The following is a 12492-nucleotide window of genomic DNA, read 5'->3' on the forward strand; positions in this document are numbered from 1 at the left end:
CCCGCTACGACAAAGCCCCGGAAAGCTACGAGGCCGGACTCCACCTCCGAGGCTCGATCATGTGGCTGAAGCTCCTCACCTCAACCACATGATCCGAACTCCAAACAGCTCCTAGCGCTTGCGGGCCACCCCGCCCCAGCCCAGGGACGCGAAGCGTCTGATCAGGTGGGGCGGGATGAAGTGGCTGGTGTCCAGGAGTTCGAAATCTCCGAAGAAGAGGTTGATCTCCTCGGTGGATCGTGGCAGCACGGGCGTGTTCGTACGGGAGTAGATCTGCCGCAGCCGCTCGGTGTCGTCCCCGCGCTCGCCGGTCGTGGTGAGGTGCGTGATCGCCAGGTAGCTGCCCGGCGCCACCATCTCGCGGAGCCTGGCCACGTGCTCGTGCGGTTCGTCGACGAAGTGGAGCATCGCCACCATCAGCAGGCCGACGGGCCGGTTCCAGTCGATGAGCCCGGTCTGGGAGACCTTGGCGTGGATGTCCTCGGGCTTGCGGACATCGCCGTTGACCATGGCGACCGTGGAGGTCTTGGCCAGCAGCGCCCTGCCGTGGACGCACACGACGGGATCGTTGTCGACGTACACCGTGCGGGCCGCGGGATCCACGGAGTGGGCCACCTGGTGCACGTTGTCCCGGGTGGGCAGGCCCGCGCCGATGTCGAGGAACTGCCGGATCCCGATCTCCCCGGCCAGGTGGCGGACCACCTTGCCGAGGAACTCCCGGTTGCCCCGGACGCCGTCACGGGACTCGGGGAACACCCTGACGATCCGCTCGGCCGCCTCGCGGTCGGCGGCGAAATTGTCCTTGCCGCCGAGCATGTAGTCGTAGATACGCGCCGAGTTCGCCGTGTGGACGTCGACTCCACCCGGGGCCTCACCGATCATCGCGTCCTCCAAGCCTCGCGCCGACGCCATCCGCACGAGCCCCCGTATGCGTGTGGTGCAGCGGCTTCGAGGATACCGGAAACATTCCTTACAGACCGGTTCAAATGCCCGGATCGTATGGTGTCGGACACCCGGAGTACGAGGAGGCGACGGCCGCTGATCGGACGGGCTGAGTACCATCGGCCCTGGCGCACCTCGGGACGATTGATAGCCGTATGAACCGGATGTCACGCGGGTAGTGCCCATCTGACCGGAACGAGCGTGGGACGAGGAGTTCTCATGGTGCACGAGCGCGCTGGGAAGCCGGCGCAGGCGTCCGATCTGGTGGATGTGCCCCGTCTCGTGACGGCGTACTACGCCCTGCACCCCGACCCGGGACGCCCGGGACAGCGCGTCTCCTTCGGAACCTCCGGCCATCGGGGATCGTCCCTCGCCACCGCGTTCAACGAGGAGCACATCCTCGCCACCAGCCAGGCCGTCTGCGAGTACAGGGCGCGGCAGGGCGTCGACGGGCCGCTGTTCCTCGGCGTGGACACGCACGCGCTGTCGGAGCCCGCGCGTGTCACCGCGCTGGAGGTCTTCGCCGCCAACGGCGTCTCCGTGCTGATCGACAGCCGCGACGGCTACACCCCGACCCCGGCGGTGTCGCACGCGATCCTCGCCCACAACCGGGGGCGTACCACCGGCCTGGCGGACGGGGTCGTGGTCACCCCCTCGCACAACCCGCCGGGCGACGGCGGGTACAAGTACAACCCGCCGAACGGCGGCCCGGCCGAGACCGACGCCACCTCCTGGATCCAGGACCGCGCCAACGCGCTGATCGCCGGAGGACTGAAGGAGGTCCGGCGGATCCCGTACGAGCGCGCGGTGACGGCTGAGACCACCGGCCGGTACGACTTCCTCGGCTCGTACGTGGACGACCTGCCCTCGGTGATCGACGTGGAGGCGATCCGCGGGGCATCGGTGCGCATCGGAGCCGATCCGCTGGGCGGCGCGAGCGTGGCGTACTGGGGGGAGATCGCCGAGCGGCACGGGCTGGACCTGACCGTGGTGAACCCCGGGGTGGACCCCACCTGGCGGTTCATGACGCTCGACTGGGACGGCAAGATCCGCATGGACTGCTCCTCCCCGTACGCGATGGCCTCCCTCATCGCGAACCGGTCGGCCTTCCAGGTGTCCACGGGCAACGACGCGGACGCCGACAGGCACGGCATCGTGACGCCGGACGCCGGGTTGATGAACCCCAACCACTACCTGGCCGTCGCGATCTCCTACCTGTGGAGCCACCGTCCCGGGTGGGCGTCCGGCGCCCGGGTCGGCAAGACGATGGTCAGCAGCGGCATGATCGACCGGGTGGTCGCCGACCTCGGCCGCGAGCTGTACGAGGTGCCGGTCGGGTTCAAGTGGTTCGTCGGCGGCCTGCTCGACGGGTCGCTGGGCTTCGGCGGCGAGGAGAGCGCGGGCGCCTCGTTCCTCCGCCGCGACGGTTCGATCTGGACCACCGACAAGGACGGCATCATCCTCGCCCTGCTGGCGTCGGAGATCGTCGCGGTGACCGGGAGGTCGCCCAGCGAGCACTACGCCGACCTGGTGGGCAGGTTCGGCGAACCGGCGTACGCCCGCGTCGACGCCCCCGCCACGCGGGAGGAGAAGGCCGCGCTCGCACGGCTGTCGGCGAACGACGTCACCGCGGCCACGCTCGCGGGCGAGCCGGTGAGCGCGGTCCAGAACTCCGCCCCGGGGAACGGCGCCGCCCTCGGCGGGATCAAGGTCTCCACCGAGAACGCCTGGTTCGCGGCCCGCCCGTCCGGAACGGAGGACGTGTACAAGATCTACGCGGAGTCGTTCAAGGGACCGGACCACCTCGCCCAGGTGCAGGAGGAGGCACGAGCCCTGGTCGGCGTGACCCTCCGCCAAGCGGGCGAGGGCACCTAAAACGCCGGTCATGTAACCCTGGCTGGCCTTATGGTCACGAGTTGTTACACGAGGCGCTGCAGGCGGAGCTGGCGGGCAGGTACGCCAGGCCGCCAGGGGGCATCCGCCAATGCCGCCCGCGCGATTGGCGGGGCGCGCTGATCTTGCAGCATACCGATGCCTCCGATGATGATGAGGTGATCGAGGCCACGGTGATGGCCGCCTTCAGTTGATGCTGGACTGGATGGACGCCGAGCGCGCGCCCGTTCTCCAAGGGCACCCGGGTGGGGTCTCGTAGGCGTCTGATCGAGCCAACGTGGATGGTCGGCTGACCGAGCGCACCATCGAGGTTGCGCAGGGCAGCGGAGGGTTCTGAATTCGGGCGTTGCGGGCGGCTCTGGATTCCTCCCCGTTATGTGGGCCGGGAAGCTGGAGGACAACCAACGGCACACATGAGGCCACCAGCTCGCTTTCCAGGGCGAGGGATGGCCTTTCCCATGTGCTGCCCCGACTTGGCCGTCCCGCCGAAAGGCGGCCGAGATCGTCGACAATCGCACCAGCTCTGTTAGGAATTTCGATCCCGGCTGCACCGCGACGCTCTGGCAATATGTCGGATGGGGGGGCGGGTATATCAACGTGTATCCGAACGGCGCCATCCCCAACCTGGTCAACCTCGGCTTCGACAACAAGGCGAGCTCCCTCACCTGGAGCTGCGGCTGATCCCCGGCATGGCCGATTTCCCCGATACAGATAGCAACAGAGCAGTGGTTATGATGAGCAATAATCACCGGACTAGGTGGCACCGAGTCGCACTCGTGCTGCTTTCCTCTGCCTCGCTGGCCGCGTGCGGCGCCGAGCAGGCGACCACGTTCGTGAAGGCCGGGGCGGGAGCCGAGGCGTCCGTCCAAATCCCCCGCCTTTTGACGACTCAGGCTACGGTACTACCGCTTGACGCGTACAAGCCCACCGGTGAGCAAATGGCGGACCTGACGAGTGCGGTGCGTTACTCCCTCGCCTCCTGCATGAACGGCTTCGGGTTCATGAACTACACGAAGAAGCGGATTCATACCAAGACGGCGCCTTTCCCGAAGGACCGGCGCTACCTGTTCATCGATCCCTCCAAGGCCGCCCAGTACGGATATGCCGGCGCGCCGGACGCGGAACTGAGCGCCAAGCCACCGTCCGCTTCGTCCAGCACCCACTCCTCGAAGATCAGCCCCGAAGAGGAGAGCGTCTACACGGGCAAGGGACAGCGCCTCTACAAGGGCCGTCAGGTGCCGGAAGGAGGCTGTCTCGGCGCGGCCAGGCAGGCCGTCACCCGCGGAGTCGCCGCGGACGACGAATGGCTGATCACACAGTTGGAGGGGCAGGCCTTCCAGCGCGCCGAGGACGACTCCAGAGTGGCCGAAGTTGCGGCGCAGTGGAGCGCCTACATGAAGAGGGCCGGTTACGACTACAGCACTCCTGCGGCGGCGTGGGAGGACCCGCAGTGGCGCAGTCGGCGCGATGGCGGCGCGCTTTTGGACAAGGAGAAGGCCACCGCCACCGCCGACATGAACTGCAAGCTTGAGGTGAACTACCTCGGAGTGCGCGTCGCCGCCGAAACCGAGGAGCAGCAGAGAGCCATCGACGCCCGGGGCGACGACCTGAAGAAATTCCAGTCGAATCTGCAGATCAAGTTGGCCAATGCCAGGAAGCTGCTCGGTGACTGACACCCGCCAGCATCCACCGGCATAGGAGAGGGCCGAATCTTCGGCCCTCTCCGCCGGCGGCCTCACGGAGGTGAGGCGTCCGGACGTCCTCCCATGCCCGGCCGTGGCCTATGTGGTGGGTCGGCCGAGGGCCTGTATCCGCGTGGAAGGGAACAGCGTGTACCTTTTAGGCCGCCGGTTCACCACCCGATTAGTGGCACTCCTGGTCGTTCCCGTGCTGGCCAGACCAACCCCGGGTACTCCACGGTGTACGGCGCCCGGGTGCACCAGGACATCCTGCCGGACAGCGGCAAGGTCGCCATCTCCTACACGGTGAGCACGAGCGCGGCCAACGCCACCTGCTGGACGCGCGGCGACTACTTCCCCGAGAATCAGTACCCGCGCTTCGTCGATGTGCCGGTCACGGCGTTCTTCTCGCCGAAGGTCCCCTAACGGTCCTCACCGTCGTCATGGCAGGCGGCCCGGGCCGGACGAGTGTGCCGCCTGCCGGTTCGAGGGAGGATGATGGCTCTGTCAGCACCCCGTGACAACCGTGCGGTCTCGACCGCGTTGATGGTCGTGGCGCTTGTTTCCCTGAGCGCCTGCCAGATCGGGCCGGACGAGCTGTTCACCGTGGTCAACGGCACCGAGGACACCGTCGTGGTGACCTGGAACGGCCTCGCGTACGCGACGCTACCTCCTGAAGAGCAAAAGCAGATCGCGTTGCCGGGCGACCACTGCGACAGCATTCCTCCACCGGAGGACCGGCTATCCGCCACCTCGGACAAGGGCGAGCGTTATGACTACCCCGGTCCTGTCTGCAACGGCAGGACGTGGCGGGTGGGTCCGGCGGTCTCCCCCTCGCCGAAGTGAAGGGCTCAGGCTGGGGCTTGCGCGGCTCGGTCGATGCGCTCGCTCACCTTGGTGAGCGAGCGCGGGGCGTACGGGTCAGGGGAGCTTCCACTCGACGGGGCCGGCGCCCTGCTTGTCGAGGAGCTGGTTCGCTCGGCTGAACGGGCGGGTGCCGAAGAAGCCGTTGCGCGCGGACAGGGGACTCGGGTGCGCGGACTCGATGCACGGCACCTGCCCGAGCATCGGCTTGAGCGACCGGGCGTCGCGCCCCCACAAGATGGCGACGAGCGGGCCGCCCCGGGCCACGAGCGCGTGGATGGCCTGCTCGGTGACCTCCTCCCAGCCCTTGCCGCGATGGGAGGCGGGCTTGCCGGGGGCCACGGTGAGCACCCTGTTGAGCAGCAGCACGCCCTGCTCGGTCCACGGGGTGAGGTCGCCGTTGCCCGGAGGGGGATAGCCGAGGTCGGCGGTGTACTCCTTGAAGATGTTGACCAGGCTGCCCGGCAGCGGGCGCACGTCCGGGGCGACGGAGAAGCTCAGGCCGACGGGGTGGCCGGGGGTGGGGTAGGGATCCTGCCCGACGATCAGCACACGCACCTGGTCGAGGGGCTGCTGGAACGCCCTCAGCACGTTGGCCCCTGCGGGGAGGTACTGCCTGCCCTCGGCGATCTCCTGCCTGAGGAAGTCGCCGAGCGCGGCGATGCGCCCGGCGACGGGCTCCAGGGCGGTTGCCCACCCGGATTCGACGACTTCGTTCAATGGACGACCGGTCATGTCCGGATCTTAGCCGCGCCGTGGAGCGGACGGACGGGGAACTAGTTGAGTCCGAAGTGGACCAGCAGCAGGTCGAGCTTGCCGTGGGTACCGGCTACCTCGGTTCGGATTTCGGCGACCTCGGCTTGGATTCCGGTGACCTTGGTTTCGATTCCGGATACCTTGGCTTGGAGTTCGGTCACCTCGGCTCGGACCTCGGCGAGCTCGGACTTGGTGACCATCTCGGCCTTCATGTCGCTGACATCCAGCCGGAGGTCGATGAACCGGGTGCGAAGGTCGTTGAGCCCGGATTCGACGTTGACCATGCGCTTGCTGATGTCGTGGACCTGCACGATGAGGTCGTGCTGGCCGTCCTTGAGGTGCTTGAGCTCGCTGAAGACGCCGTCGAGCAGGTGGGAGTGCTTCATCGCCTCTGTGGCGGTGCGATGCGACTCCTGCGCGGTCGTGGCGAGGAGGGCACGCAGGTCGTCGAGCTCGTGAGCCCTGACGACGACCTCGGGGGGTGTCGGTGCTTCAACCATGAGCGTGACTATATCGTCACGCCCCGTGTCGGAGGCGGGATTTCCCGGGTGCCCGCCTGCCCCCGAGAGGCGGGCGCCCGGGAAGACGACCTACTTCACCGAGCCGGCGAGCAGGCCCTGGACGAAGTAGCGCTGGAAGGAGAAGAACAGCACCAGGGGGATGATCAGCGACAGGAAGGCTCCCGGCGCGAGGATGTCCACGTTGGTGCCGAACTGCCGCATCTGCGACTGCAGGGCCTTGGTCATCGGCTGGGAGCCGGTGTCGGCGAAGACCAGGGCGACGAGCAGGTCGTTCCACACCCACAGGAACTGGAAGATGCCGAGCGAGGCGACCGCGGGCTTGGCCAGCGGGAACACCACCGTCGCGAAGATCTTCCACTCCGCCGCGCCGTCCATGCGCGCGGCTTCGAGCAGCTCCTTGGGGATGCCGACGAAGAAGTTGCGCAGCAGGAAGATGGCGAAGGGCAGTCCGAAGGCCACGTGGAACAACACCACACCGGGAATCGACCCAAAAATCCCGAGAAATCCGTACATCTTGGCGATGGGGATCAGGGCGATCTGGATCGGCACCACGAGCAGCGCGATGACCACCAGGAACAGCCCGTCACGCCCCGGGAACTCCATCCAGGCGAACGCGTACCCCGCCATGGCCGCGATGCCGATGACCAGGACGGTCGCCGGCACCGTGATCGCCACGGTGTTCCAGAACGACGAGGTGAACCCGCTCGCCAGCAGGTTGCTGTAGTTCTCGAAGGTCAGCTGCGCGGGCTTGGTGAGGAAGGTCCACCACCCGCTGGAGTTGTTGTCGGTGTCGCCACGCAGCGACACCACCAGCAGGCCGAGCGTGGGGAGCAGCCAGAACAGGGCCAGCACGATCAGGACGACCTGGACCAGCCCGCCGCCGAGCCGGTCGACGACCCTGCCGAGAACTCCCCGCTGCGGTGCGCCCGCGCTGCCGGCCCTGGCCGGCTGGGACGCGGTGAGAGTCGTCATGCCTGGTCCCTCCGGAACCGCCGAATGTTGATGACCATGAACGGCAGCACCAGCACGAGCAGGAAGATCGCCAGTGCGCTGCCCAGGCCCTGGTTCCCGCCGCCGCCGAACGACACGCGCCACATCTCCAGCGCGATCACGTTGGCGTTCGGCTGCACCGATCCCGGAGCGATGACGAAGACCAGGTCGAATACCTTCAACGTATTGATGATCATCGTGACCAGGACGACGAGGAGCACCGGCGAGAGCAGCGGGATGGTGATGCGCCGGAACACCTGCCATTCCGTCGCGCCGTCGATGCGGGCCGCCTCCAGCGCGTCACGCGGGATGGCCGACAGGCCCGCCGCGATCAGCACCATGGCGAACCCGGCCCAAACCCAGATGAAGGCGCCGATGATGGCCGGGGTGATGAGCGCGGGACCGAGCCAGGTGACCCCCGAGAACGGCTGGGCGAAGTTCGACTGCGGCAGCCTCACGTCGTACGAGCCGGCCGGCAGTCCGGCGAAGTGGAAGCTCCCGTCGGGAGCGGTCGTGGTGGTCGCCTTGACCGCACCGCCGGAGACCGCCTCCACGGTCACGTCCGGAAGGCCCTTCTCGTTGCCGTCCATCTGGTTGGCCGTGCCGCCGCCCGGGGTGAAGTCGAGCCACACCGTGCCGGCGATCTCGCCCGGCGCCGCGGACGCGGGCTTGGCGGCGGCGGCGCCGGACGGGAGGGCGTCCGGCTTCATGCCGACCAGCGGGATGAGCACCTGCTGCCCGGCCTGGGCGGGCTGCCTGCTGACGACCGCGCCCTTGTCCACCAGCACGGGCGCCTGGTCGTTCTCGCGGGGCCGGGCGCCGGGGTAGCCGCTGCTCGGGGCGAACACGTCGTGTACCGAGGTGATGATGGCGTTCGCCACGCCCTTGTCGGGGTCCTGCTCGTACACCAGCCGGAAGATGACCCCGGAGGCCAGCAGCGACACCGCCATGGGCATGAACACGATCAGCTTGAAGGCGGTGGCCCAGCGGATCCGCTCGGTCAGCACCGCGAAGATGAGGCCGAGTACGGTCACCAGGCTGGGGGCCACCACGACCCAGATCAGGTTGTTCCTGATCGTGCTCAGGGTGCCCGAGTCGCTGAAGATGGCCCCGTAGTTGTCCAGTCCGACGAAGGTGCCGCCGTTCGCGTCGTACAGGCTGCGGATGATCGAGTAGATGATCGGATAGACCACCCATGCCCCGAGCAGGATGAACGCCGGGAGCAGGAAGAACACGGCGACCTTGGGGGAAGGACCGAGGTTGCCCGAGCCGCCGTAGGCGGCCTTCGCCGCGGCGGGGCCGCCGGTGACGATCGCCGGGGGAGCGCCGCTCGTGGTCCCGTCCTCGCCGGTGGCGACGTCCTCAAGGACGGGGTGGGGGGTGCCGGATGGTCTCGCTTCGGCGGGCGTGGTGCCACCCGCCGCCTCTGTGGTCGCGTCTGGTCCGGGGGAGGCCCCGCGGGCGACGGCGGTCTCGCCGTCGCCACGCGGGGTCTGCGGGCCGTCCAACCGTTCGGTCACGGCCTTCGCCCCTACTTCTTCCAGGCCTTGGCGGCGTCCGCCTCAAGCTTCTCCTGCGTGCCCTTGATGTCCTTGGGGTTGCGCAGGAAGTCCTGGAGGGCCTTCCATTCGCCCTTGCCGTCGGTGCCGCCGAAGGCGCTCGGCGCCAGGTCGGACATGTCATACCGGACGGCATCGCCCGCGGAGATGATCGTCTGCGCGAGCTGCTTGGTCAGGTCGTCCGGGTAGTTGTCGGGGGAGACGTTGCGGTTCGGGGAGAGGTAGCCGGGGTTCTTCGCCCAGATCGAGCCGCCCTCGGAGGAGGCGAGGTACTCCAGCAGGGCCATGGCGCCCTTGGAGTCCTTCATCGCCACCGCGACGTCGCCGCCGAGGACGACGGGGGCGGTGTCGCCGGCCTTGGGGAACGGCATGATCTTGGCGTCCTCGCCGATCTTCGCGCCGGACTGCGCGGCCGAGGAGGCGACGAAGTCGGCCTCGATCACCATGGCGGCCTTCTTCTGGCCGTAGACCTGGGTGGCGCAGGTCGGGAAGTCGGTCTGCAGGGCGCCGGAGGAGCCGCCCAGCATGAACTCCTTCTTGCCGAAGATCTGGCCCATCTTCTCCAGGGCCGTGGTCACCGAGGGGTCGGTCCACGGGATCTCGTGCTTGGAGAGCTTGTCGTAGTTCTCCGGGCCCGCGGTGGACAGGTAGACGTTCTCGAACAGGTCGGTCAGCGTCCAGCCGGAGGCGCCGCAGAGGGCGAACGGGGCGGTGCCGGAGTCGGCCAGGGCCTGCGCGGTCTTGCCGATCAGCTCGTCCCACGTGGTGGCGGGCTGGGTGCCGGCGTCGTCGAACGCGGGGGCGCGGTACCAGATCAGGGACTTGTGCGCGGCCTTGACCAGCACGCCGTACACCTGGCCGTTGGCCGAGCCGAGGCTCTTCCAGTACGGGGTGTAGTTCTGGTCGATCTGCGCCTGGACCTCGCTGGACAGGGGCTTGAGGGAGTTCTGGTCGGCGTACTGCTGCACGAGGCCGGGCTGCGGCAGGACCGCGACGTCCGGCGGGTTGCCGCCCTGGATGCGCGGGCCGAGGTAGGCGCCGGTGTCCTCACCGGTCGAGGCGTAGGTGACCTTGGCGCCGGTCTTCTCCTCGAAGGCGGTGAGCACCTTCTGGAAGCTCTTCTGCTCGTCGCCGGTCCACTTGGCCGCGATCTCGATCGTCGTACCGGCCAGGGACTTGGCGGCCGGAGCGCTGGCGCTGCCCGAGGGGGTGGTGGTGTCACTGGACTGACCGCCGCACGCGGCGGCCGCGAGCATGAGCCCGGCCACCACCGCAGTCGTCTTGGCACGCATGGTGCTACCTCCTGTTGAAGGCCCCGAAATGAAGGATGAGTTTTTTTTGGGATGAGGTGATTCGGGATGATGGGCGGGGGGATCGCCCCCGCCTATTGGGTGCGGATGATCTCGCTGAGTTGCTGCTTCAGGGAGGCGACTGTCTCGTCGCTGGGTTTCCTGAGGTTGAGCGCGTCGGAGACGGCGCTTGAGATGACCAGGCTGACCTGGTCGTATTTGGAGCTGACCGGTCTCGGCCGGGCAGACATGATGCTCTGCTTGAGCACCGGGAGATAGGGATAACGCTTGATGAGGGCGGGGTCGTCGTACAGCTCCGACCACACCGGGGGGAAGGAGCCGTCGGTGAGCACGCTCCGCTCGTTCGCAAGGCCCGTGAAGTAGCGGATGAACTCCAGCGCCGACTTCTGGTGCCTGGAGTACGCGCTGATGGCCAGGTTCAGCCCGCCCAGCGTGCTCGACCCCGGCCCGGTGAGGCCGGGCAGCCGCGTCACCGCGAACTTGCCCGCGATGCCCGACCGCGTGGCGGGGCCGTACGCGTGCGGCCAGTTGCGGGCGAACAGCAACTCGCCCTGCTGGAACGCCAGCCGCGACTCCTCCTCCTTGAAGGAGAGCGCGTCCTGCGGGATCCAGCCCTGCCGGACGCCGTCGACCAGGAAGTCGAGTCCGGTCCTGGCGCTCGCGAGGTCGAGGGTGACCCTGGTGCCGTCCGGGCTGAGGATCTGGCCGCCCGCCGACTGCACGGCTTCGGCGTAGTTGACGGTCAGGCCCTCGTAGGGGAGGAACTGCCCGGCGTAGCCTTCGAGCTTGTACTTCTTGCCAAGGCGGGTGGCCTGGTCGCGCAGCTCGGCCCAGGTTTTGGGCGGCTTGAGGTGCTCGGCGTCCAAGATGTCCTTGCGGTAGTAGAGCAGCCCCGCGTTGCTGGTGTACGGCACCGCGTAGAGCTTGCCCTGGTAGAGAGCCGTGTCCACGACCGGCTGAAGGAACTTGTCGAGCGGGAACATGCTCCGGTCGAGGGGCACGATCCAGCCGGCGTCGGCGAACTCCGCCGTCCAGACCACGTCCAGGCCGAGCACGTCGTAGCGCTCGCTCCTGGCCTGGAGGTTGGCGACCATCTGCGCGCGCTGCTCGTCGGCGGCCTCGGGAAGCTCAAGGAGGGTGACCTGCTCCCTGGGATGCGCGCGGTTCCACCGGTCGATCAGCGGCTGGATGTAGCCGGTCGTGTCACGCCCGGTCGCGAAGGTCATCGGACCTGTGCCGTCCGTGTCCCCGCTCTGGACCTCATGGCGCTCGCCGAGCCCCGCGCAGCCGCTGAGCAGCACCGCCGCCAGCAGAAGGGGAGCCAAGCGTCGCACGTGTCCTCCGGGTTTTGATTAGGTTACATGCGTGTTATGTAGATGCATGCATGTTATGCATAGCGATAATGTGAACGTCAACGGATTACCCCGTAACACTCAGGTAACGTGAAGCCCGAGGGAGGTGGGGCGTGCGGCTCCATTTGCTGGCGCTCCTGTCAAAGGAACCTGCCCACGGGTACGAGCTCAAACAGGCCCTTGAGCAGGTGTTCGGCTCCGCCTACCCCTCCCCCAACATCGGGCAGATCTACGTCACGCTGGGCAGGCTCGAAAAGGACGGCCTGGTCCGCAGCGTCGACGTCGAGCAGTCGAACCGCCCGAACAAGAAGGTCTACTACTGCACGGCCGAGGGCCGTGAGGCCCTGGACGAGTGGGTCGACTCGCCCACCGAGGGGCCGAGGGTGAGGGACGAGTTCTTCATGAAGCTCGTGCTCGCGCCCCTGACCGGTATCGCCGACCGCATGGCGCTGATCAACCGGCAGCGCCGGCATTATCTCGCTATCATGCGCGATCTGGTAGAACTCGCCCAGCAGACCGACCGGGAGAACCGCCCCGCGCAGCTGCTGATCGAAGGTGCCATGCTCCATCTCCAAGCGGACCTGGACTGGCTGGAACGCTGCCAGGAGGACCTGGCCTGACTGAGT

13 protein-coding genes are annotated in these 12492 nt (G+C 67.7%); 6 read left to right on the forward strand and 7 right to left on the reverse strand.

Going from position 1 to position 12492, the window contains the following annotated elements:
• Window positions 1–111: 111 nt before the first annotated feature.
• A complete protein-coding gene (locus ACGFIV_RS10530; RefSeq protein WP_392833850.1) occupies window positions 112–882 on the reverse strand; it encodes an SAM-dependent methyltransferase in 771 nt (256 codons plus the stop codon).
• Window positions 883–1161: 279 nt separating this feature from the next.
• On the opposite strand from ACGFIV_RS10530, the gene pgm reads away from it, so the two are divergent.
• From pgm to ACGFIV_RS10555, 5 genes are all read left to right on the forward strand, one after another.
• A complete protein-coding gene (pgm, locus tag ACGFIV_RS10535; protein ID WP_392833853.1) occupies window positions 1162–2817 on the forward strand; it encodes a phosphoglucomutase (alpha-D-glucose-1,6-bisphosphate-dependent) in 1656 nt (551 codons plus the stop codon).
• A gap of 41 nt (window positions 2818–2858) precedes the next feature.
• A complete protein-coding gene (locus ACGFIV_RS10540) occupies window positions 2859–3029 on the forward strand; it encodes a hypothetical protein (protein ID WP_392833855.1) in 171 nt (56 codons plus the stop codon).
• Between the two features lie 495 nt (window positions 3030–3524).
• Window positions 3525–4508 carry a hypothetical protein gene (locus ACGFIV_RS10545; protein WP_392833858.1) on the forward strand — a complete coding sequence of 328 codons (984 nt, stop codon included), beginning with the start codon at window positions 3525–3527 and terminating at the stop codon, window positions 4506–4508.
• A gap of 261 nt (window positions 4509–4769) precedes the next feature.
• On the forward strand, window positions 4770–4940 hold the full coding sequence (locus ACGFIV_RS10550) for a hypothetical protein (protein WP_392833860.1): 171 nt from the start codon (window positions 4770–4772) through the stop codon (window positions 4938–4940).
• A gap of 72 nt (window positions 4941–5012) precedes the next feature.
• Window positions 5013–5360, forward strand: a complete 348-nt coding sequence (locus tag ACGFIV_RS10555) for a hypothetical protein (protein ID WP_392833863.1) — start codon at window positions 5013–5015, stop codon at window positions 5358–5360.
• Between the two features lie 75 nt (window positions 5361–5435).
• Here the strand turns inward: ACGFIV_RS10555 and ACGFIV_RS10560 are convergent, their stop codons facing one another.
• The 6 genes from ACGFIV_RS10560 to ACGFIV_RS10585 form a co-directional block, all read right to left on the reverse strand.
• Window positions 5436–6113 (reverse strand): uracil-DNA glycosylase, encoded by a 678-nt coding sequence (locus ACGFIV_RS10560; RefSeq protein ID WP_358550535.1) that lies wholly within the window; start codon window positions 6111–6113, stop codon window positions 5436–5438.
• Between the two features lie 41 nt (window positions 6114–6154).
• Entirely contained in the window at window positions 6155–6634 is a 480-nt protein-coding gene (locus tag ACGFIV_RS10565) for a hypothetical protein (protein WP_392833868.1), read from the reverse strand.
• Between the two features lie 90 nt (window positions 6635–6724).
• Window positions 6725–7627 carry a carbohydrate ABC transporter permease gene (locus ACGFIV_RS10570; protein WP_392833871.1) on the reverse strand — a complete coding sequence of 301 codons (903 nt, stop codon included), beginning with the start codon at window positions 7625–7627 and terminating at the stop codon, window positions 6725–6727.
• Window positions 7624–9165, reverse strand: coding sequence for an ABC transporter permease subunit (locus ACGFIV_RS10575; RefSeq protein ID WP_392833873.1), 1542 nt, complete (start codon window positions 9163–9165; stop codon window positions 7624–7626). The genes ACGFIV_RS10570 and ACGFIV_RS10575 overlap by 4 nt, the downstream gene beginning before the upstream one ends.
• 11 nt (window positions 9166–9176) lie before the next feature.
• The gene (locus tag ACGFIV_RS10580) at window positions 9177–10496 is read right to left on the reverse strand and encodes an ABC transporter substrate-binding protein (protein ID WP_392833876.1); all 1320 of its coding nucleotides are present in this window, start codon (window positions 10494–10496) and stop codon (window positions 9177–9179) included.
• A 92-nt stretch (window positions 10497–10588) separates the two neighbouring features.
• Window positions 10589–11848 carry an ABC transporter substrate-binding protein gene (locus ACGFIV_RS10585; protein ID WP_392833879.1) on the reverse strand — a complete coding sequence of 420 codons (1260 nt, stop codon included), beginning with the start codon at window positions 11846–11848 and terminating at the stop codon, window positions 10589–10591.
• 131 nt (window positions 11849–11979) lie between these two features.
• On the opposite strand from ACGFIV_RS10585, the gene ACGFIV_RS10590 reads away from it, so the two are divergent.
• Complete coding sequence (locus ACGFIV_RS10590; RefSeq protein WP_358550547.1) at window positions 11980–12486, forward strand: PadR family transcriptional regulator; 507 nt, start codon at window positions 11980–11982, stop codon at window positions 12484–12486.
• The last annotated feature ends 6 nt before the right edge of the window (window positions 12487–12492 follow it).

It is taken from the genome of Sphaerisporangium sp. NPDC049003, assembly GCF_043197795.1.
GTDB lineage: Bacteria > Actinomycetota > Actinomycetes > Streptosporangiales > Streptosporangiaceae > Sphaerisporangium.

Coding starts and splice junctions, on each gene's coding strand:
- ACGFIV_RS10530 (WP_392833850.1), bottom strand. CDS start 882: ATGATCGGTGAGGCCCCGGGTGGAGTCGACGTCCACACGGCGAACTCG.
- pgm (WP_392833853.1), top strand. CDS start 1,162: ATGGTGCACGAGCGCGCTGGGAAGCCGGCGCAGGCGTCCGATCTGGTG.
- ACGFIV_RS10545 (WP_392833858.1), top strand. CDS start 3,525: ATGGCCGATTTCCCCGATACAGATAGCAACAGAGCAGTGGTTATGATG.
- ACGFIV_RS10555 (WP_392833863.1), top strand. CDS start 5,013: ATGGCTCTGTCAGCACCCCGTGACAACCGTGCGGTCTCGACCGCGTTG.
- ACGFIV_RS10560 (WP_358550535.1), bottom strand. CDS start 6,113: ATGACCGGTCGTCCATTGAACGAAGTCGTCGAATCCGGGTGGGCAACC.
- ACGFIV_RS10565 (WP_392833868.1), bottom strand. CDS start 6,634: ATGGTTGAAGCACCGACACCCCCCGAGGTCGTCGTCAGGGCTCACGAG.
- ACGFIV_RS10570 (WP_392833871.1), bottom strand. CDS start 7,627: ATGACGACTCTCACCGCGTCCCAGCCGGCCAGGGCCGGCAGCGCGGGC.
- ACGFIV_RS10580 (WP_392833876.1), bottom strand. CDS start 10,496: ATGCGTGCCAAGACGACTGCGGTGGTGGCCGGGCTCATGCTCGCGGCC.